Source organism: Bacillus sp. UNC125MFCrub1.1 (assembly GCF_000701305.1).
Classification (GTDB): Bacteria; Bacillota; Bacilli; order Bacillales; family Bacillaceae; genus Bacillus; species Bacillus altitudinis.
Genome location: NZ_JNIG01000012.1, coordinates 100,383 through 120,822, shown reverse-complemented (window position 1 = coordinate 120,822; position 20,440 = coordinate 100,383). Strand labels below are relative to the sequence as shown.

General features: G+C 41.4%; 21 protein-coding genes and 1 other annotated feature. Of the genes, 10 read left to right on the top strand and 11 right to left on the bottom strand.

The annotated features are described in order from the left end of the window. Positions 1-99: 99 nt before the first annotated feature. From N521_RS09975 to N521_RS09965, 3 genes are all read right to left on the bottom strand, one after another. Entirely contained in the window at positions 100-312 is a 213-nt protein-coding gene (locus N521_RS09975; RefSeq protein ID WP_003216385.1) for an alpha/beta-type small acid-soluble spore protein, read from the bottom strand. Between the two features lie 89 nt (positions 313-401). Further along, positions 402-1,607 carry a tRNA uracil 4-sulfurtransferase ThiI gene (thiI, locus tag N521_RS09970; protein ID WP_035391120.1) on the bottom strand — a complete coding sequence of 402 codons (1,206 nt, stop codon included), beginning with the start codon at positions 1,605-1,607 and terminating at the stop codon, positions 402-404. A gap of 4 nt (positions 1,608-1,611) precedes the next feature. Further along, a complete protein-coding gene (locus N521_RS09965) occupies positions 1,612-2,754 on the bottom strand; it encodes a cysteine desulfurase family protein (RefSeq protein ID WP_035391119.1) in 1,143 nt (380 codons plus the stop codon). 202 nt (positions 2,755-2,956) lie between these two features. Here N521_RS09965 and brnQ (N521_RS09960) point away from each other — a divergent pair, with 202 nt between their 5' ends. Together brnQ (N521_RS09960) and brnQ (N521_RS09955) are read left to right on the top strand one after the other, a co-directional pair. Further along, complete coding sequence (gene brnQ, locus N521_RS09960) at positions 2,957-4,300, top strand: branched-chain amino acid transport system II carrier protein (protein WP_008343088.1); 1,344 nt, start codon at positions 2,957-2,959, stop codon at positions 4,298-4,300. Positions 4,301-4,514: 214 nt separating this feature from the next. After that, positions 4,515-5,858 carry a branched-chain amino acid transport system II carrier protein gene (brnQ, locus tag N521_RS09955; RefSeq protein ID WP_035391117.1) on the top strand — a complete coding sequence of 448 codons (1,344 nt, stop codon included), beginning with the start codon at positions 4,515-4,517 and terminating at the stop codon, positions 5,856-5,858. Between the two features lie 40 nt (positions 5,859-5,898). Here brnQ (N521_RS09955) and ezrA read toward each other — a convergent pair whose 3' ends face one another. Beyond that, complete coding sequence (gene ezrA, locus N521_RS09950) at positions 5,899-7,602, bottom strand: septation ring formation regulator EzrA (protein ID WP_035391116.1); 1,704 nt, start codon at positions 7,600-7,602, stop codon at positions 5,899-5,901. Between the two features lie 336 nt (positions 7,603-7,938). Here ezrA and hisJ point away from each other — a divergent pair, with 336 nt between their 5' ends. Further along, positions 7,939-8,754 carry a histidinol-phosphatase HisJ gene (gene hisJ / locus N521_RS09945; protein WP_035391115.1) on the top strand — a complete coding sequence of 272 codons (816 nt, stop codon included), beginning with the start codon at positions 7,939-7,941 and terminating at the stop codon, positions 8,752-8,754. Here the strand turns inward: hisJ and refZ are convergent. Next, positions 8,724-9,389, bottom strand: a complete 666-nt coding sequence (refZ, locus tag N521_RS09940) for a forespore capture DNA-binding protein RefZ (protein ID WP_035391114.1) — start codon at positions 9,387-9,389, stop codon at positions 8,724-8,726. The two genes, hisJ and refZ, sit on opposite strands and share 31 nt — an antisense overlap. Before the next feature lie 126 nt (positions 9,390-9,515). On the opposite strand from refZ, the gene N521_RS09935 reads away from it, so the two are divergent. Continuing rightward, complete coding sequence (locus tag N521_RS09935; RefSeq protein ID WP_035391112.1) at positions 9,516-10,016, top strand: GAF domain-containing protein; 501 nt, start codon at positions 9,516-9,518, stop codon at positions 10,014-10,016. A 310-nt stretch (positions 10,017-10,326) separates the two neighbouring features. After that, the gene (rpsD, locus tag N521_RS09930; RefSeq protein WP_007501777.1) at positions 10,327-10,929 is read left to right on the top strand and encodes a 30S ribosomal protein S4; all 603 of its coding nucleotides are present in this window, start codon (positions 10,327-10,329) and stop codon (positions 10,927-10,929) included. Between the two features lie 302 nt (positions 10,930-11,231). Here rpsD and N521_RS19815 read toward each other — a convergent pair whose 3' ends face one another. Continuing rightward, a complete protein-coding gene (locus tag N521_RS19815) occupies positions 11,232-11,291 on the bottom strand; it encodes a putative holin-like toxin (protein WP_231493310.1) in 60 nt (19 codons plus the stop codon). Between the two features lie 294 nt (positions 11,292-11,585). On the opposite strand from N521_RS19815, the gene N521_RS09925 reads away from it, so the two are divergent. Then, positions 11,586-12,149 (top strand): hypothetical protein, encoded by a 564-nt coding sequence (locus tag N521_RS09925; RefSeq protein ID WP_051632379.1) that lies wholly within the window; start codon positions 11,586-11,588, stop codon positions 12,147-12,149. 8 nt (positions 12,150-12,157) lie between these two features. Here N521_RS09925 and N521_RS09920 read toward each other — a convergent pair whose 3' ends face one another. The 3 genes from N521_RS09920 to N521_RS09910 form a co-directional block, all read right to left on the bottom strand. Beyond that, positions 12,158-12,757 carry a cysteine hydrolase family protein gene (locus tag N521_RS09920; RefSeq protein WP_155924093.1) on the bottom strand — a complete coding sequence of 200 codons (600 nt, stop codon included), beginning with the start codon at positions 12,755-12,757 and terminating at the stop codon, positions 12,158-12,160. A gap of 49 nt (positions 12,758-12,806) precedes the next feature. Beyond that, entirely contained in the window at positions 12,807-13,019 is a 213-nt protein-coding gene (locus N521_RS09915) for a hypothetical protein (protein WP_017358306.1), read from the bottom strand. Between the two features lie 95 nt (positions 13,020-13,114). Continuing rightward, a complete protein-coding gene (locus N521_RS09910; RefSeq protein ID WP_373368006.1) occupies positions 13,115-13,693 on the bottom strand; it encodes an esterase/lipase family protein in 579 nt (192 codons plus the stop codon). 271 nt (positions 13,694-13,964) lie between these two features. Between N521_RS09910 and N521_RS09905 the strand changes: the two genes are divergently transcribed. Beyond that, positions 13,965-14,306 carry an antibiotic biosynthesis monooxygenase family protein gene (locus N521_RS09905; protein ID WP_017358308.1) on the top strand — a complete coding sequence of 114 codons (342 nt, stop codon included), beginning with the start codon at positions 13,965-13,967 and terminating at the stop codon, positions 14,304-14,306. Between the two features lie 128 nt (positions 14,307-14,434). Here N521_RS09905 and tyrS read toward each other — a convergent pair whose 3' ends face one another. Together tyrS and acsA are read right to left on the bottom strand one after the other, a co-directional pair. Then, the gene (tyrS, locus tag N521_RS09900; RefSeq protein WP_035391108.1) at positions 14,435-15,703 is read right to left on the bottom strand and encodes a tyrosine--tRNA ligase; all 1,269 of its coding nucleotides are present in this window, start codon (positions 15,701-15,703) and stop codon (positions 14,435-14,437) included. 53 nt (positions 15,704-15,756) lie between these two features. After that, positions 15,757-15,992 (bottom strand) — a binding site (T-box leader). Positions 15,993-16,051: 59 nt separating this feature from the next. Then, the gene (gene acsA, locus N521_RS09895; RefSeq protein ID WP_035391106.1) at positions 16,052-17,776 is read right to left on the bottom strand and encodes an acetate--CoA ligase; all 1,725 of its coding nucleotides are present in this window, start codon (positions 17,774-17,776) and stop codon (positions 16,052-16,054) included. Between the two features lie 155 nt (positions 17,777-17,931). Between acsA and N521_RS09890 the strand changes: the two genes are divergently transcribed. From N521_RS09890 to N521_RS09880, 3 genes are read left to right on the top strand one after another with little or no spacing between them, the layout of a single operon-like run. After that, positions 17,932-18,564, top strand: a complete 633-nt coding sequence (locus N521_RS09890) for a GNAT family N-acetyltransferase (protein ID WP_035391104.1) — start codon at positions 17,932-17,934, stop codon at positions 18,562-18,564. A 38-nt stretch (positions 18,565-18,602) separates the two neighbouring features. Next, a complete protein-coding gene (locus N521_RS09885; protein ID WP_035391102.1) occupies positions 18,603-19,244 on the top strand; it encodes a CBS and ACT domain-containing protein in 642 nt (213 codons plus the stop codon). Then, entirely contained in the window at positions 19,241-20,401 is a 1,161-nt protein-coding gene (locus N521_RS09880) for an acetoin utilization protein AcuC (protein ID WP_024718705.1), read from the top strand. Before N521_RS09885 ends, N521_RS09880 begins: the two co-directional genes overlap by 4 nt. Positions 20,402-20,440: the final 39 nt, after the last annotated feature.

Sequence of the window (20,440 nt, the reverse complement as noted above, 5' to 3'; positions counted from 1 at the left end):
TCATTTCGTCTTCTTTTTTAAAAATATTCTAACAATTTATGTACAAAAAAAGAGCGGGAATGAACCCGCTCATAAGCCATAGCTTTTTAATTGTGTGTCTTAGAAAGATCCGCCACCCATATGTTGTTGAGCGTAAGATACAAGACGCTTAGTGATTTCTCCACCAACTGATCCATTAGCGCGAGCTGTTGTTTCTGGTCCAAGGTTTACGCCAAATTCTGAAGCGATTTCGTACTTCATTTGGTCGATCGCTTGTGCAGCGCCTGGAACGACTAATTGATTAGAACTGCTTTGTCTGTTTTGTTGAGCCATGTGTTCTCACCTCCTTGTGAATATAGAATGTGTAGAAACACATGACTTCATGCGATTGATTTTATGGTAATTATTATGAAATTTTTTATTTAGAATAAATCAGCGAATTTGTCAGCTGCTTTCTTTTCATTTGTGACGACGATTGTTTCGATCTGCTCCACTGCCTCGTCAAGCATTGGCTCGAATTCAGCAAAGCTTTCGTAGCGTTCTACCTTTTCAAGCTTTGGTTTTGTTTTTGGAGATGGCGGCGTAAAGATTGTGCAGCAATCCTCAAATGGCTGAATGCTTGTCTCATATGTGCCAATTCGTCTCGCTTCTTCGATAATGTCATTCTTATCCACGGCAATCAGCGGGCGAATGATTGGTGTGTTTGTGACATGATTAATGGCATACATGCTTTCAAGTGTCTGACTTGCCACTTGACCAAGGCTTTCACCTGTAATAATGGCAAGCGCATCACGCTTGGCTCTTATTTTATCTGCAATTTTGAGCATCATTCTTCTCGTTGAAGTCATCGTATAGTTTTCTGGTACTTGTTTGTGAATGAGCTCTTGGATTTTCGTAAAAGGAACGATGTGAAGCTTGACTTCGCCTCCATAAGCAGCTAAGCATTCCGCTAGATCAATGACCTTTTGCTTGGCACGTTCACTTGTATAAGGTGGGCTAAAGAAATGAACAGCTTCAATTTGAATGCCTCGTTTCATTGCCTGATAGCCGGCCACTGGGCTGTCAAAGCCGCCAGAGAGCATCAGCATCGCTCTTCCGCTTGAACCAACTGGTAGTCCGCCTACACCTTTTACATCTTTAAATGTAATGTACGACGCGTGTTCTCTTATTTCAATTCGCAAGTGAACATCTGGCTGTTTCACATTAACGGTTAAGTTGTCTGTATTCCTTAGAACATGTCCACCAATTTCTCGGTTCATTTCATTTGAATCAAGCTCAAATTGTTTATAAGAGCGTTTCGTTGAGACCTTAAATGTATTTCCTTGTTCATACACTTCCTGAACCGCTGAGAGTGCCGCTTCTTTGATGGCATCAAGATTTGTCTCACATTTTACAGCCAGGCTAAAGCTTTGAATGCCAAATACACCTTTAAGCTGTTCTGAAATCGGTTCAGGGTCTTCTCCGTTTAGCATGATCGTAATGCGGTCTCTATCAGATGCATACTTTAATGCTTCAAATTCTTTCAATACAAACCGGATATGCTGTCTTAGTTTTTCGATAAATTTCTTTCTATTTTTCCCTTTTGTTGAAATCTCACCAAAACGGACTAAAATATGGTCATACTTCATGTTGTTATCTCATTCCTTTTAATTTTTTCACACTTTGTGCGATCGATGTGATGATTTGTGGCGCTAGCTCTGGTCCTTGCCCATATGTCAAACTGATTCTCATGCTGCTTTTGGCTGCTTCTTCTGATTTTCCCATCGCCAGCAGGACACGGCTTGGTTCCTTTTTCTTAGCAGAACAAGCAGACGTTGTCGAAACGTAAATGCCTTCTTTTTCGAGCATATGCAGAAGGACTTCAATTTGAATACCTGGCACTGAAAAATTCACAATGTGCGGTGCGCTATGCGTCAGCGGTGTGTTTATGACGACGCCTTCTATCTTTGCAAGCTGCTGCTCTAGCTCTGTTTTTAAAGCGATCATCTCATCATGATGCTTGTTTAAATGTTCAAATGATTGCTTTATGGCTTTTGCTAAGCTGACAGCTCCAGCAGGGTTCTCAGTCCCTGAGCGAAGGCCAAGTTCTTGCTCTCCTCCTGTGATAAAAGGGGCAAGCACGATCTCTTTCTTTAAAAAGAGGGCACCTGTTCCCTTCAAGCCGTGAATCTTGTGGCCTGACATCGTTAAAAGATCAATATCCATCTCTTTAGGCAGCGGAACCTTGCCAATTCCTTGTACGCCGTCGACATGAAAAATCGCCTCTTTGGCATACTTCCGAATGATGCTGGCCGCTTCCTCTATCGGCTGAATCGCGCCTGTTTCATTGTTTACATGCATGAGACTGACAAGCACTGTATCAGGGCGAAGCACTTCTTTTAAATGCGTCATATCTGCACGGCCATGCTCATTTACTTGAATATAGGAAATATCAAAGCCAAATAATGTTTTCAGCTGTTCAAACGATTCGATGACAGATGGATGCTCAATCGCTGTTGTGACAATATGTCTGCCTCGGTTCATCTTGGCAAGAGCAGCCCCTTTGATGGCAATGTTATTTGCTTCTGTTGCACCTGAAGTAAAAATAATCTCATATTGTGTAAAGCCTGTATAGTGAAGGATTTGTTTTCGCGTTTCACTTAATAGACGGCTCGCATCAATTCCAAGTTGATGCAGCGAAGACGGATTCCCAAAAAAACGCTCACTCACTTGCTGATGCACTTGTAAAACCACTGGATAAGGCTTTGTTGTGGCACTATTATCAAGATAAATCATATCTTAAACTCCTTACAAAAAAACTTAAAAAATAAATGCATTTATATGTTACCATAATGAAGTCAGACAGAGAATTTTCTGAAAATGGCAGTTGACAACTTTTCATTTTCACTATATCATCCATAGTGCAATTGTCATATAAACACCTAAATTGTCAGAATATTTAAATTTGACACAATACACTGATTGAGGAGGGACTATTTTGAAAAATAGTTTAAGTATAAAAGAGACATTGGCTATTGGACTAATGCTTTTTGCATTATTCTTTGGCGCAGGAAATATGATTTTCCCGCCTGTTCTTGGACAATATGCTGGTGAAAACGTATGGCTTGCCATCGGCGGATTCCTACTTACAGGCGTAGGTCTTCCACTATTAGGGGTTATTGCTGTCGCCCTTACAGGTACCGGAGCCAAAGGCCTTGCCGATAAAGCACACCCTAAATTCGGGACTATCTTCACCGTTATTCTGTATTTATCCATTGGACCATTTTTCGCCATTCCGCGAACTGGTACGGTTTCGTATGAGATAGGATTAGCTCCATTTCTCTCAGGTGCCCAAGCCACTTCATGGGTACCACTATTCATCTTTACCGTAGTGTTTTTCACTATTTCATACTTGCTTGCGTTAAATCCTTCAAAGCTGGTTGATCGTATTGGTAAAATTTTGACACCGATCTTATTAACTGTTATTGCTATTATTGTCATTAAAGCCATTGCTACGCCAATGGGAATGATCGGTGCTCCAGATAAAACATATGAGGCAAATCCGCTTTTCACTGGATTTTTAGAAGGCTATAAAACAATGGATGCACTTGCTTCTATCGTCTTTGGAATCGTCGTGGTGACAGCTGTTAAGGACAGAGGCATCACAGAGCGAAAATCTCTTGCAGCAGCTTGTATTAAGGCAGGACTCGTAGCAGCTGTTGGACTGGCACTCGTGTACATTTCACTTGCTTATGTGGGCGCTTCAAGCCCCGATGCCACGGGAATGGTTGGAGCAAATGAAGGAGGAAAACTACTTTCACTTTCTGCCAACTTTTTATTCGGTTCTGCTGGTAACATTGTTCTTGGCGCAGCCATTTTATTCGCTTGTTTAACGACTAGTGTTGGACTTATTTCATCTTGTGGAGAATATTTTTCAAAGCTCTTCCCTAGCCTGTCTTATCGCACAGTCGTTCTGATCGTCTCTTTATTTAGTACACTGGTTGCAAACCTTGGACTCGCACAGATCATTTCTCTGTCGGTGCCTGTACTCGTAGCGATCTATCCACTGGCCATTGTCATTATTTTATTATCGTTCCTTGACCGCTGGATTAACGGCAGAAGAATCATTTATATTACTTCTCTCATCTTTACTGGTTTCTTTGCCATTATTGATGGATTATTAGCTGCCGAAGTGAATCTAGGCGGATTGCCTGGCATCTTGAAATCAATTGTTCCGTTTTACGATTTAGGCATTGGCTGGATCATACCAGCTATTATCGGTGCTGTGATTGGTGTACTTATTTCCATGTTTACCAGCCCACCAAAGCAACTTGCCTCATAATCATCGCAAATCAAAACATCCCCTTCCAAAGAAGAAGGGGATGTTTTTTTATTGTTCTTCATATACTAAAATAGAAAAATTCATGACTTTTGTACGAAAACACATGTTGACATCAGGCGTACATCCTTTATAATTAGTGATTGTTAATGATGAACGGTTACCTAGCAACTAATTAACAGAATATTTCAACATAATAATGGAGGCTTTAAATGCAATGAAGGCAACTTTGTCGACGAAAGATACGGTTATCATAGGTTTTATGCTGTTTGCTCTATTCTTCGGCGCCGGTAATATGATTTATCCACCAGAGCTTGGGCAATATGCTGGGCAAAATGTGTGGAAAGCAATGGGCGGATTTTTATTAACAGGTGTCGGTTTACCTCTTCTAGGGATTATTGCAATCGCTTTGACAGGTCGAGATGCGAAAGGATTAGCTGATAAAGCTCACCCAGCTTTTGGAACAGCGTTTACCGTCATTTTATATTTATCTATCGGGCCACTTTTCGCTATTCCTCGTACAGGAACGGTTTCATATGAAATTGGTGCACTACCCTTTTTAGCTGGTGTACCAGCTTGGCTCTCACTTTTTTTATTTACACTGGCCTTTTTTGGTATTACGTATTATCTTGCGCTAAATCCAACGAAAATTGTGGATCGTGTAGGGAAAGTGTTAACACCGATTAAATTTACGATCATTTTGATTATTATCGTCAAAGCCATTTTGACACCGATGGGCGTCATTGGCACACCTGATGTGTCCTATAGCAATGGATCATTTTTCAAAGGGTTTTTAGAAGGCTATAAAACCATGGACGCTCTTGCATCTATTGTGTTTGGGGTTGTTGTCATCAACGCCATTAAAGGACGTGGTGTAACAAGTAAAAAGGCACTCACTTCTGCTTGTATCAAAGCAGGTCTAATTGCAGCTTGCGGATTAACATTTGTTTATCTATCACTTGCTTATTTAGGTGCTTCAAGTACACACGCCATTGGTTTTGTTGGAGATGGTAGTAAAATCTTGGCTCAGTCTTCACAATTTCTTTTTGGCAGTTTAGGTAATATTGTGTTAGGCGCGGCGATTACGGTTGCCTGTTTAACCACAAGTATCGGTCTTGTGACATCGTGCGGAGAGTATTTCTCAAATTTATTACCTAAACTTTCTTATAAAATGGTCGTTACACTCGTCACATTATTCAGTTTTATCATTTCAAATTTTGGACTTGCTCATATTATCGCTTTTTCAGTACCTGTGTTAACTGCGATTTACCCGTTAGCAATTGTGATTATCGTTTTATCACTTGCTGACAAATGGCTTGGTCATAGAAGACCTGTGTATGTCCTTACTTTGATTTTAACTGGCTGCGTCAGTCTGTTTGACGGTTTAGCAGCGGCTAAACTGCCTATCGGTCCTGTGAAAGATCTCTTTCAAACGATCTTGCCGCTATATGACCTTGGCATTGGCTGGATTGTACCTGCCATACTCGGAATCGTGATTGGATTTGTCATCTCTCTATTCACTTCTTCTGCTTCAGAAGAACGCCAAAAACAAGTTTCATAACATGGAAAAAGCTGAAGTCCATTTTAGGACTTCAGCTTTTTTATTGATGCTGATATTCTTTTTCTTGCTGAGTTAAAAGCTTCTGGACGGCTCCAGGTGATGCTTTTTCGACAGCAGCTGCTGCCACTTCAAATGAATCGTTATAATCATAGGCATAAAATCTTCGTTCTGCCTCTTTTAATTGCTCTGAAAGAATGTGGTTTTGACTTCTAAACCGGTTGCCGTATTGTATAATCCGTTCAATTTGATCCACTTTACGAAGCATGTCATGTGTTTCATCAACGACATGTCTGACTGTTTCAGAGGCTTCTTTTAATTGCTGGTTCACTGCTGGCATATTCAGCGGCAAATTCTCTAGCTGCTCCTGCACTTGCTGAACCATCTCCTGCGCTTTTTCAGCACGGTCTTTGATGTCAGCAGGTACACCTGGAATGTTGCTTTTGTGCAGCTGGCGCACTGTATCTGTCAGCATGGTTTTAAGTTCAGCCAATGTTTCTCTTGCCTGTAATTCTTCTTTTCGTAACGATTGAAGGTGATCTTTAAACGCTTCATGAAGCGTTTTGGCATCCTCAATAAAGGTCTCAAGCTGATTGATTTCATCCATTAATAATGTGTATGCGACATGGTCACGATCAAGCTTCTCTCGTATTTGCTTCATGAGCTTTTCAATTTCTTCTAATCGTTTTTCGAATGCTTTCTGCTGATCCAGCTCTCCTGCTGTAAGCTTGTAGCTTTCTTTCACAAGAGCCGTTTCTGCCTTTGTCTGCGTGTGGTCTTGTTCAAGTTTTTCAAATGCTTCGGTCAGCTCAGGCATTTTGCTCTTGATTTCCTGACCTGCTTCTACTTCTGCTTCTAACTGATCATACAGCGTCTGAATCGCATCATCAATCATTTGCAGAATGCTTGATGCTTCATCTAAGTTGAGTTCATCAATCAGCAGCTTCTCCGCACGGGTCAGCTGTTTATTCAAGTTCTCCAGCTCTTTTGTGATCTGGATGTGCTCTAGCTTGTAGCCTTTGTCTGTCATTTCTTTATAACCGTCTTTCAGCTTCGTCAGCTGACCTGGCACAGTTTGTTTACAGTCTGCGATGAGCTTCGGTACATCATTGATATATAATTGCAGCTGATCGAGTCTGCGGTCTTGCTCAAGCAAAATTTTCCTTGCTGTCATGTAGTTTCCGTTTTCTGTCTCTTCTTCATACTGCTTGATCCCTTCCCAGGCCTCGTCCAAGTCCTGCTCCATTTTGTCATAAAGGGTGCCATATAAATGGCTGTAAGCAAGTAGATTTTTTCGTACCGTTTGATATTGCTCTTTGACCTTCTCGATGTCTTTTCGGTTTTGCTCTTCACTTGTGACAAGGTCTGCAATCTCTTTTAAAATGTCTTCGATGTTTGAATCAGCAGCGGTGAGCAGATCTCCTATATGTGCAAGAACTTGCTTCGCTTTGGAGAATCGATATTTATCAGAATACTCCTCTGCATCATATAATAGCTCCTCTACCTTTGGAAGATGGGCTGTGACGATATCGTCCCACTCTGCACGCCATCTTTCAAAAAACTGCTCTGTTTCTCCGGTCATTTTTAAATGTTTGATTTTTGAAATTTCTTCTACAATTGATCTGTTTAAAATTTCAATTTTCCATGCTTCCAATCGGTCAATCTCTTTATATATATTTTTTCTGAGGAAATAACCGACTGAAAACAAAGCAAGCAAAATGACAATTAAACCGATGATAAACTCCATAATGAGCCCCCTTGTTGTGATCTAAGTGATGTCAGGGTAGTGTCCCGAGTAGACCTGAGAACCCTTTCGTGTCCGCTTTGCATTTGTTTTTTATAAGCAGGATTGTATTTTTGCCAATACGATCCATTCACGGTTTTATGTATGTTTTTTCAAGAAAGTCATTCAGGCTTTCTATCATTTGATCACATGTATTGATGTGACCTGTTTTTATGTATGCGGAAGCTGTCGTTTTCATTGTTATTATGATACCATGTAACCAGCATTTTTGGTCATGATTTTTCATTATTTTCGCTGATAAACATGACGTTTTTCAAAATATCGACAAGAGGTGACGACATGTTGAAACAAGATGCACATTTACATACGCCATTTTGCCCGCACGGTACGCTTGATCCTTTTCATTCTTATATTGAAAAAGCAATCAAAAAGGGATTTGATTCCATCACCTTTACCGAGCATGCCCCGCTGCCTCCTTCGTTTCGAGATCCAACGCCTGAGCAGGATAGTGCCATGAAGCTTCAAGACCTTGAAGCCTATTTGACGAAGCTGGATCAGCTGAAACAGGAATACAAAGGACAGTTAATAGTAAAAACTGGGCTTGAGGTCGACTATATCAAAGAGTATGAAGAGGAAACAAGTGCCTTTTTAGACTGCTACGGCCCTGAACTAGACGATAGCATTTTATCTGTTCACTTTCTTCCTGCTGGCAATGATTATATTTGTCTTGATTTTGATGAGCACGCCTTCAAGCAGCTGATCAGCATCTATGGCAGCACCGAACACGTCTATCAAAACTACTATGAACAAATTCATTCTTCTATTCTATCATCTTTAGGTCCATATAAGCCAAAGAGAATCGGTCATATCACCCTTGTCCAGAAATTCAAACAACTTTTCCCATACGAAATGTCGCCAGAACTATGTCAAAGGGTTACCCTTTGTCTTGAAGAAACGGCAAAAAAAGGCATGTCCTTAGATTTTAATACATCAGGTCTTCGTAAAACATATGCCAGAAGTATCTATTTAGATCAATGGATGATTGATCTTGCAAAACAGAAAAAAATTCCGCTCATATTCGGGTCTGATGCCCATCAAGCGGAAGATCTCGGGTATGCATATGATCAATTTGAAGACATCATGAGTTTCAGGTGAGGATCAAGTGCGGGTTCATTTGTTTCTAACAGATGATGAAGCGACCGGCTCAGTTCCTTATAGTACGTTTGATAAAAGTAAGGCTCATTTGGGTTGATATAAAGCACCTCTGTTAAATATTGCGGCTGCAGATAAGGCATCATCAGAAGTGATTTTAGCTGGATCATAAATGATGAGAGTGACAGCTGCTTACAAATCACATGGGTGCTTTTTCCTTTTTCAATGATAAGCTGAAACAAGTATTTTTCCTTTGTTAAATAGGTGGACATGATTTCCCTGATCAGCGTTGAATCAATGGTCACTTCTCGATAAACGAAACGGGTTAATTGACGATTTTCATGCTGATAAGATAAAATATCAAAAACCACATGAAGTAAACATTCTTTTGCATGACGGGTTTCCATGTGCTGGATGTGCGATTCAATCATCTGAATATAGCCTTCATAAAAATCGGATACGAGCTGCTCAAGCAGCCCTCCTTTTCCTTGAAAGTAATAAGATATATGGGCAACGTTGACGTTTGCTTCCTTCGCAATCTCACGGACAGAGGTTCCAGAAAATCCTTTTTGGTTAAAAAGTCTGATGGCAGCTTCAATAATACGGTCTTTTGTTTGCACGGTTGTTGATGTTTTCATCCGCTCACCCCTCTTCATGTGTACATACTTCAAGGTGAAGGCGGAAGTTCCTTTAATCATTGCTCGACAAATCCCACATGCGAAGCGCAAGTTATGTATTTTTGAGATAGAAAGTAGGAGATTTTCATGTTTCATGTCGAAAAACAGTCTGGTGATCCATCGAAAGACTATCAATTACTCATCAAGCAAGTAGAAGCGATTACGGATGGTGAACCTGATCTCATTGCCAACCTAGCCAATGCTGCGGCGCTGCTTTATCACTCGCTTCCTGAAGTCAATTGGGCAGGATTTTATTTAGCAAAAGGCGGAGAGCTTGTGCTTGGTCCATTCAACGGACTGCCCGCATGTGTACGCATTCCTTCTGGAAAAGGGGTTTGCGGTACAGCATTTGCGACAGGTGATGTACAGCGTATCGCTGATGTGCATGCATTCCCTGGTCATATTGCATGTGATGCCGCATCGCAGTCTGAAATCGTGATCCCTCTTAAAATAAATGGACAAATCATTGGGGTACTCGACATTGACAGTCCAGTGAAAGATCGTTTCAATGAAATAGATGAAACGTACTTAGTTCAATTTACAGAGGTTCTCCAAAATGCGTTATCAGCCTCTACTGATGCGTCATGATGCTTGAAAAGCAGACAATGTGTCTGCTTTTTTATTTTGCTTTCTTCCCGGATGAATGCCGACCACGTTTGACATTCTCCTCTTTAAATAGGTTGACTTCTCCTATCTGGCGTCATATAATAGAGTTTGTGTGAAATATGGCAGCCTTTTTGTTCGGCTTTTTTGTATCATTTTGTTCCTTCTATATGGAGGTGCATCTTGTAACTCCCTGCTGCTGGAGCGAGGATGCATGAAAACATAATGACGGAAAAGACAAAGAACAGACGGTTTTTATTTTTCACAAATAAAAACAATAAGGAGGAGTCACATTATGGCTCGCTATACAGGTCCAAGTTGGAAGATTTCCCGCCGTTTAGGCATTTCATTAAGCGGAACAGGTAAGGAACTTGAAAAACGCCCTTACGCTCCAGGCCCACATGGTCCAGGACAACGCAAAAAACTATCTGAATACGGTTTACAATTACAAGAGAAGCAAAAGCTTCGTCACATGTACGGTGTCAACGAACGTCAATTCCGTACACTATTTGACAGAGCTGCTAAACTTCCTGGTAAACAAGGTGAAAACTTCATGATCCTTCTTGAAACTCGCCTTGACAACCTAGTATACCGTCTTGGCCTTGCTCGTACGCGCCGCCAAGCTCGTCAGCTAGTAAACCATGGTCACATCCTTGTTGATGGAAGCCGTGTAGACATCCCATCTTTCTCTGTGAAACCAGGTCAAACGATTGCTCTTCGTGAGAAATCTCAAAACCTTGCAGTTGTGAAAGAATCAGTTGAAGTGAACAACTTCGTACCTGAATACCTTACTTTCGATGCTGAAAAGCTTGAAGGAACTTTCACTCGTCTTCCAGAGCGTTCTGAATTAGCGCCTGAAATCAGCGAACAACTAATCGTTGAGTTCTACTCTCGTTAATTTCATTGCTCTCTCAGAGAGTGATCAAACAAACCCTAGAGACCTTGATTGTTCAAGGATGTCTAGGGTTTTTTGTTTGTATTCCATCATGTTCTAACACCTAACAAGATGAGAGTGGATGTATGACAGTGTTTAACAAAATCCCTTTTATGTTATAATACAAATAGATGTAGCGTAAATTAAAAGAAGCCAGGATGCTGTCACATCCCGGCAATGCACAAATGCTTGGCTCAAAGTGAGCTGGCTAGAAGGTACACAATAAATGGACCTACCCTACAAGTTGTCTAGGCTCAAAGGGTGGTCTATTTCTTTTTGTCTATATACGTCAACAAAGCAAGAATAAACATCCCAAATAAAAACATAAGGGACAATGCTTGAAAAGTTGACATAGGCAGCACCCCCTTTCAAGGGGATTTAGCCAAGACCACCCTTGAGTACGCCGTACATTTGCACGCTCTCTATTATACATGAAAACATTGGAAGTTACCTTCCATATTCAAAAACCTTTCTTCGCAGCATAACCACCTTCACGCTTCATTACGTGATTGTCATTCCCACATACAACTATAGGAAAAAAATATCATTTAGCTGCCGTTTGTCTATTGGTACAATGATGATAGAGATCTTTTTCTAACGCACTAAGCTGGAGGAATTCCATGTTTTTTACCATAGTCATGATTTTCGTTCTCTTCTTTTTGTCTATTTTCGCCTATTCTCTTTTAAGAAAAAAGCAGGTCATAGATGCACCACCAAACCTACTGGCTACGATATCGTTCATATTACTGCTTTATTTTTCTCTCTGTCTCGTGATCGCTGTTCCAAGTGTCATGCTGTGCATCGTTGCTTTAGGGATAAACTATCTTTTTGGAGATTACATCACATATGATTCATTTTTCTCTTTCATCTCGTTCTCTTTATTGGTGAGTGGAATCGTGGTTTTTTGGTCGCCTTTTCTTCTTTTCATAGGCAAAGGGCTGGCTTATTTACTCAAATTCCCTTCATGGCTGACTTTTGCTTTGGAGTGGATCAGTTCTTGGATCGTTTTACACCTCTCGATTAAGTATGTCCTTTACATAAAACTAGTAAATGTCTCCATTTGGGAGCACGGCACACTCATTTTATCTTTCTTTGTCAGCTTCTTATTTATTGGAATTGATCTCATCTACTCAAGTATTGAACAACGAAAACAGCCGCTGGATGAACAAGCAAAAAGCTCCTAGAGATGATTCTAGGAGCTTTTGCTTGCCCAATTTGTGATCAGCTGCTCAGTTGTCAGGATAGTCGCAAATTCGTCATGCAGTGTTGCAAGTGAAAGGCGATGGATCGTTTCTGGATCATAGTATGTACCGGTTTGATCTGCGAGTCCAAAGGCGGCTGTTGCATCCGACATGAGGTATGTCTCAAAGCCTAGGTTTCCACTCATTCTTGTTGTGGTAGATACGCAGTGCGGTGTTGTAAGTCCAGCAATCACAACAGTGTCGATCTCGTTTGATCTTAGTTGTTCCTCTAAGTTTGTACCTATAAAGCTACTGTTGACTTTCTTTTGTATGACCGTTTCTTCATCTAGCGGTTTGGCGATCTCTTTGAAGGAGTGCCCTTCATTTGCTGGATGAAATAAGGAGTGCGGCTGATCCGATGTATGCTGAATATGAATGACTGTCCAGCCTTTTTCTCTCCAAAACGTCAATAGACGACTGATATTCTTCTCTGCATCTAGGTTATTCCGTTCTCCCCATTTTTCGTGCTCGAATGCTTTCTGTACATCGACCATAATCAAAGCCTTTTGATGTTGTTGCAAAAATACCCACCTCCAAAGAATCTGAATCATTACTTGTAGTGTAAGGAATGGTGGTTGATTTGTACATGTTTTTATTTGGCTATGTACGATGTTTTGTCTGTTTTTGCAGTAAAAAGACAAACCACACACTGGCTATTAAGTAATAGATGCCAATGATGGATGTACAATTAGATATGACTTCCGTCCATTGCACTGATTTGACGATTGCCATCCAGATCATATAGATAATCAGAAATGAACATGGGAAATAGAGAAAGTAGCCTAAGAAAACATATTTGAGTTTTTGCGTCATCTTTTATCCTCCTAAAAACCTTCTGCAACACCTAGCAGATCCTATATAACCATGACATCAAAAAAGACAGCACAAATCGCTGTCTTTTTCATTTTTTAATTCGTATTCTGTCCTCCGCCATTCAATCCTTCTTTCACATAGCCTTTGACTTGGCTTGAGGTTAATAGACCGATATGTCCAACGCCGTGGATGAGGACGTTTCTCGCGCCAATTAAGCGTGAGAGGCTGTTGACGACAATGAGATCGGCTGAGCTATAGACAGATGTGTAAAGAATTTTTTGATTTGGATCGGTGCCTGGTAATGCTCTGAGTGATACGAGTCCATTCGCTCCACCAAGTGTGACGACGTTTTCAATTTTATCTCCGCCGTCTAGGTTTTTAATATAGTATAACGTGTTCGCACCACCCATACTATGAGCCACAATATCTACTTTTTTGGCGCCCGTTTTGGCTAGTACATCTTTCACGAATCTAGAGAGCCTCGGGCCATTGTTCAGGTTATTGCCTGTTTTGTCTATGAAATCGATTGCAAAAAGTTGGTTTTGATCCCAGCCCTGTGATACTAAGTATCGTTTGATCGAAGCAAAGTTATAAGACGCACCGCCCATGCCGTGTACCATTACAACCGGATTATGCGCAGCCGCTTTGGCTTCTTTCGGCTGGATGAAGGCCATTGATCCAACCACTAATGCAAGCGCAATCAGAATTTGCAAACTCCTTTTCTTTAAAACGATCATGTTCATTCCCCCTTAATTTTCTGATACGTCTCTATTTTAAACAAGAAAAATATGACAGAAAAGTGAACAAGGTAATATTTATCAGATGATTTCACAGCACAATACCTAATGAAAAAGCACCATGGTCTTTTTGAAATTAAAACAAAAAGACTACGGGCCTCTCTATCTTTCATATATAATGTGAATAGACAAAAGGAGGTTCTACTAGATGCTATTTACCCAAACACCTGCACCACCTTACTATGCAGTCATTTTCACATCAAAACGAACGAATGTTGAGCAGAAAGAATACGCTGCTGCTGCTCAAAGAATGGAACAATTAGCGAAAGACCTAGACGGGTTTCTTGGAATTGAGAGTGTACGAGATGAGCATGGTGTTGGGATCACTGTATCGTATTGGGATTCATTAGCAGCAATTAAAGAATGGAAAGCACATACAGCACATCAGCGTGTTCAAAAAAAAGGAAAAAAAGATTGGTATGAATCCTATACAACCCGAATTTGTAAGGTAGAACATGCTTATACAAACGAAGATTCACTTCTTGAATAAGAAACAGACAAATGAGAGAAAACCGCTCTGTAAAAGCTTAATTCCTACTTCTGAATAAAAAAGAAAAGCACCTCAATGTATATGAACATTTGAGGTGCTTTTCATGATACTTACTGTTTCATAAGGATTTATTTATACGTTACAAGGAAGTATTTCTTTTTCCCTCTTCTTAAGACTGTAAATTGGTTTTCAATTCGGTCTTCAGCTGAAAGGACATAGTCTTTGTCGGTTTGTCTCTCTCCGTTGATGTAGATGGCACCGTTTGTGATATCTTCACGTGCTTGACGTTTTGATGGAGACAGTTTTGATTCGACAAGAACATCAACAAGTGTTAATTCTTCTCCACTGTCTTTCTCCATTGATGGCACATCTTTAAAGCCTACTTTCACTTCTTCTGCTGTAAGAGATTTGATCTCGCCTTTAAATAGCGCATTTGAGATGTTGACAGCCTGTTCTAGTGATTCACGGCCATGCACAAGTGTTGTGACTTCTTCTGCCAAACGGCGCTGTGCTTCACGTTTTTCAGGGGCTGTTTGCACTTTTTCTTCGTACGATGCGATCTCTTCTTTTGATAAGAACGTAAAGTATTTTAAGTATTTCACGACATCACGGTCATCTGTGTTAATCCAGAATTGGTAGAATTCATATGGTGATGTTTTTTCTTTATCTAACCAGATGGCACCGCCTTCTGTTTTCCCAAACTTCGTGCCGTCTGCTTTTGTCACAAGCGGCATGGTGAGACCGAATGCTTTTGCGCCTTCTGCTTCAGACTTACGGATCAACTCAAGTCCAGATGTGATATTTCCCCACTGGTCACTTCCGCCGATTTGCAGCTTACAGTTTTCATTTCTATAAAGGTTCAAGAAGTCTAACGATTGTAGAATCACGTAGCTGAATTCTGTGTACGAAATCCCTGTTTCAATACGGGAGCTGACGATATCTTTTGCGAGCATGAAGTTGACACCGAAGTTCTTTCCAATATCACGAAGGAACGTGATGACATTCATTTGACTGATCCAGTCATAGTTATTCACGATGACAGCTGGGTTGTCACCTGCTTCAAAATCAAGGAATTGAGAGAGCTGGCCTTTGATTTTCTCTGACCACTGTTCGACGATTTCTGCTGGGTTTAGTGAACGTTCTGCTTTTTTGAAACTTGGGTCACCAATCAGTCCAGTTGCGCCGCCAACAAGTGCAATCGGATGATGACCTGCTTCTTGGAATCTGCGCAATGTTAAAATTGGCAGTAAGTGACCAATGTGCAAGCTGTCAGCTGTTGGATCAAAGCCGGAGTATAGCTTGATTTTTTCTTCTGCTAATAATTTTGTTAAACCTTCTTCATCTGTTTGTTGCTGAATTAATCCTCTGAACGATAATTCTTCCATCAATTGACTCATATCCAAATCTCCTTTTTTTACAATTCAACATAAAAAACGCCCCTTCGAATGAACGAAGGGACGATATATATCGCGGTACCACCCTGCTTAAAAGACAAAACAACACGTCTTTTCACTTACACTGATAACGGACAGATCCGTTCTTTCACTAATCAGATAGCATATGCTCCTTTTCGTAAAAGCGGTTCGTGAGGGTAATTCGAATATCTCTTTGTACTGACTCGCACCAGCCGTCAGCTCTCTTGGACAGGGAAAGATGATTCTACTGAATCTCAGTCAAAACCTTTTCATATTCAACTAAAGTCATTTTTAACATACTTTTGATATCAAGTCAACTGACGGAAGTGATTAATCTTCCATTGTCGAGAGATCGCCAGCAGGTAAATTCAGCTCCCACGCTTTTAACACACGTCTCATAATTTTACCGCTGCGTGTTTTTGGCAATTTGTCTTTAAACTCAATTTCTCTCGGTGCTGCATGTGCAGCGAGTCCTTTTTTCACGAACGTACGAATTTCTTCTTTCAGGTCATCAGACGGTTCGTATCCGCTTCTAAGCGCTATAAATGCTTTAATAATTTCACCGCGCACAGGATCTGGTTTTCCGATGACACCAGCCTCTGCAATGGCCGGATGTTCCACCAGTTTACTTTCTACCTCAAATGGACCGACCCGCTCTCCTGACGTCATGATGACATCGTCGACACGTCCCTGGAACCAGAAGTATCCGTCTTCATCCATATAAGCAGAATCTCCTGAAACATACCAATCTCCCGGCATAAAGTAAGATTCATATTTTTCAGGATTGTTCCAGATCGTATGCATCATAGACGGCCAGCCTTTTTTGATGGCAAGGTTCCCCATCCGGTATGGCGGAAGTTCATTTCCGGCATTATCCACAATCGCAGCTTCAACGCCTGGAATTGGTTTCCCCATCGAACCTGGTTTGATATCCATGGATGGATAGTTACAAATCAGCTGTGCACCTGTTTCTGTCATCCACCAAGTATCATGAATTCGTTTACCGAATACAGCGTCTCCCCAGCGGATCACTTCTGGATTAAGTGGCTCTCCTACACTTAACACATGACGGAGTGAGCTGAGATCATATTTTTGAATGAGATCGTCTCCTGCTCCCATCAGCATTCTGAAGGCTGTCGGTGCACTGTACCAAACGGTCACACCAAGCGATTCAATGGTTTCGTACCACGTATCAGGATTGAACCTGCCGCCTAAAATCACATTCGTCGCTCCATTCAACCACGGAGAAAAAATACCGTACACCGTCCCTGTTACCCAGCCTGGATCAGCTGTACACCAGTAGACATCTTCTTCTTTCAAATCAAGTACCCATTTACCCGTCTGGCCTTGCTGCACCATTGCGCCATGAACATGGAGCACACCTTTTGGCGTACCAGTGGACCCTGACGTGTAATGAAGCAAGTATCCATCTTTTTCATCCATCCACTCGATTTCAAGTTCCTTCGCTGCCTGCTCAAATGCTTCTTCAAAGTGAATCGTCCGCACACCACCTGCATCCTCTTTTTCACCACCGACAATGATGACGGATTCAAGCTTTGGAAGTTCTGCAAACGGAATCCGCTCAAGCAGATCAGGCGTTGTCACAATCACTTTTGCCTCACTATTTTCTAAACGATCTTTGACGGCACCTTCCATAAATGCCTCAAATAACGGACCGACGATCGCACCAATTTTGACAGCACCAAGCAGTAGAAAATAGAGCTCAGGTGATCTTGGCATAAAGATAAACACGCGATCCCCTTTTTGCACATGTGCCTGTTCTCTTAATAGATTTCCTGCTTTGTTTGTCTTGATTTTCATATCCCTGAACGTATACTTTTCATCCCGCTGTGAATCTTTGTAGTGAAGCGCCACCTTGTTTTTACGAAACGAGTCCGCATGTCTGTCAATCGCTTCATAAGCTGCATTTACTTTTCCTGTTTCATACCAAGAGAAATTTTTTCTCGCTTCCTCCCATGAAAATTCTTTGTATGCTTGCTCATAATCATTTAAATGATAGTCCCCTTTTACTGATGGTAGCGTTTCCACTTTCATCAAACAGTCCCCCTTTGCATACGTTTACAATGACCATTATAGTATAGATGACTTTTTTTCTCAATTTTTAAAAAACTTCTGATGAAACCGTTTTAATTATTGTCAGATTTAAGATAAAATAGAGACGACTCACTAGAATTTGAGGCGGTGGATACGTGGAGCATCCTAAAACTTATTATTCAAAAACAATTACGAGAGAAGCAGGCACCATCCTGATTGAAGGCCCGGTACCTGCATCAGAGCTGGCGAACTATACGTTTCATGAAGGACTAACGGCATTTCGCACGCCTGAGGAACAGAAACAAGCACTTGTTGAAATAGCAGATCTTCCTGAAGGACGTATTATCATTGCTAGGGTGGATGAGCTTGTCGTAGGCTATGTCACGTATTTGTACCCTGATCCGCTTGAACGCTGGTCAGAAGGCAACATGGACAATTTAATTGAGCTCGGTGCCATTGAAGTCGCTCCTCCATTTAGAGGCTGCTCACTTGGCAAGCATTTACTGGATGTGAGCATGATGGATGAGCAAATGGAGAATTACATTATCATTACAACTGAATATTACTGGCATTGGGATTTAAAGGGGACAAAGAAAAACGTGTGGGAGTACCGCAAAATGATGGAGAAAATGATGAACGCAGGCGGTCTTGTCTGGTTTGCAACAGACGAGCCAGAGATCAGCTCACATCCAGCCAATTGTTTAATGGCACGGATCGGAAAAAATGTGAGTCCAGATTCAATCGAGCGTTTCGATCGTCTTCGCTTCCATCAGCGCTTTATGTATTAACGTTCAATTCGTTTTTTTGGCAAAGGGGATTGGTAAACATGATGATTGAACAAATTATGGAGCGTGATGTGATCACGCTGCGAAAAACCGATACGATTGAAGAAGCCATTCAAAAAATGAGTGCACATCACATTCGGCATATTCCCATCGTATCTGAGCAGGGATCTGTCATTGGGATGGTGACAGATCGGGATATTAAAAATGCCAGTCCAAGTATTTTTGAAACAGAGAAAAGGCAGCTTTTTATTCAGCGGCCGGTTGAAGACATCATGGTGCTAGAGACGATTACCGCTCATCCGCTTGATTTCGTTGAGGAGATTTCAAGTGTCTTTTTTGAACACGGAATTGGCTGTCTTCCCGTTGTGAGACGCGGCAAGCTTGTAGGGATCATCACAAAAACAGATTTACTTCGTACGTTTGTAAGACTAACAGGTGCAGATCAGCCTGGATCACATTTAGAGGTTGAAGTAGCGCAAGTGACAGAGGGGCTTGCAGACATTACGACTATTTTAAAAGAGCAGCATATTCAAATGCTGAGTGTACTCGTGTACCCACATGCCAATGAAGCCTCTAAAGTGCTCGTCTTCCGCCTTCAAACGATGCATGCAGATCATGTGATGAAGCTGATTCGTGCAAAAGGCTATAAAGTGCTCTGGCCTATGGAGCAGACGATCAAATGAAGGAAGCGACCTTTGTTTTTTCACCATCTTTTCAAACGTACCAGTTTCATCAAGATCATCCCTTCAATCAGCTTCGCGTCTACTTAACTTATGATCTTCTTCAAAAAATGAAGGCGTTAACGGATGATGAGATTGTCGCACCTCGTATGGCGACGCTGGAGGAGTTAAAGCTTGTCCATACAGCAGACTATATTCAAGCAGTACAGCGAGCAAGTGAAGGAAAACTGTCCACCGCAGAGGGGGAACGTTATGGTCTTGGCACTGAGGACACCCCGATGTTTGCAGGGATGCATGAGGCAGCTTCTCTCCTAGTTGGCGGGACATTAACAGCGGTTGATCAAGTGATGCTTGGGCATTCGCAGCATGCGCTTAATCTTGGCGGCGGGCTTCACCATGGATTTAAAGGGCGTGCTTCTGGCTTTTGTATTTATAATGACAGCTCTGTGGCCATTCAGTATATTCAAAAGACATATGGCGCTAGAATTTTATATATTGATACCGATGCTCATCATGGCGATGGTGTACAGTTTAGCTTCTATGATGATCCAGAGGTATGTACTGTTTCCATTCATGAAACAGGGCGCTATTTGTTCCCTGGAACTGGACAAGTACAGGAAAGGGGTCATGATAAAGGCTATGGCTATGCATATAATATCCCGCTTGACGCATTTACAGAAGATGAATCATTTTTAGAAGCCTATCGAACAGCAGTGACAGAGATTGCTGCTTTTTTTAAACCAGATGTCATTTTGACGCAAAATGGAGCAGATGCCCACTATTATGACCCTTTGACGCATTTATCTGCTACCATGAAAATATATGAGGAAATTCCTAGAATTGCCCATGAGCTGGCGCATCAATATTGTGATGGAAAATGGATCGCTGTGGGCGGAGGCGGCTATGATATTTGGCGTGTCGTCCCAAGAGCATGGAGCCGCATTTGGCTTGAGATGAAAGGCATTACACCACCAGATGCGCTTCCTCAGGAATGGATTCGGGCATGGGAAAAACAATCTCCTGTTCCGCTTCCATCCACATGGCTAGATCCTGACGATTTATATCCACCGATTCCAAGAAGAGCAGAAATTACAGAAAAAAATGCGCAAACGGTAGAAAAAGCACTCATGCCTGTTAGACGAGAAAAGAAAAAGGCATAAAAAAAAGCAGGCGTCCACTGATCAAGTGAGCCTGCTTTC